We start from the raw sequence: 264 nt of genomic DNA, 5'->3' as shown, positions 1-264 counted from the left end.
CGTGCCAGGCACGATCTCGTTGCCCTGAAAAGTCTCGTCGCGCAAAAACGCTTTTTGCCGGGCATTGAGGCGGGGCGCCTCGTAGCCCAGCCATTCGGCGTTTTGCCGGACCCAGTCGCCCGTGCCGCTCAGCCACTCGTTGGCCGCCAGAAAAAATCCGCCCGTGCCGCAGGACGGGTCGGCAATGGTCTTGAGCGGCTCGGGCCGCATGCAGGCCACCATGGCCTGGATGAGCGCGCGCGGCGTGAAGTACTGGCCCGCACC

At 66.7% G+C, this 264-nt stretch carries 1 protein-coding gene; it reads right to left on the bottom strand.

Features of this window, described 5'->3' with window-relative positions:
• Positions 1–264 (bottom strand): N-6 DNA methylase (locus B2J89_RS22215; RefSeq protein ID WP_169170896.1); only part of this gene is annotated, 264 nt, incomplete at both ends.

The organism is Acidovorax sp. SRB_24 (assembly GCF_012931925.1).
This window is presented reverse-complemented; position numbering and strand designations above follow the sequence as displayed.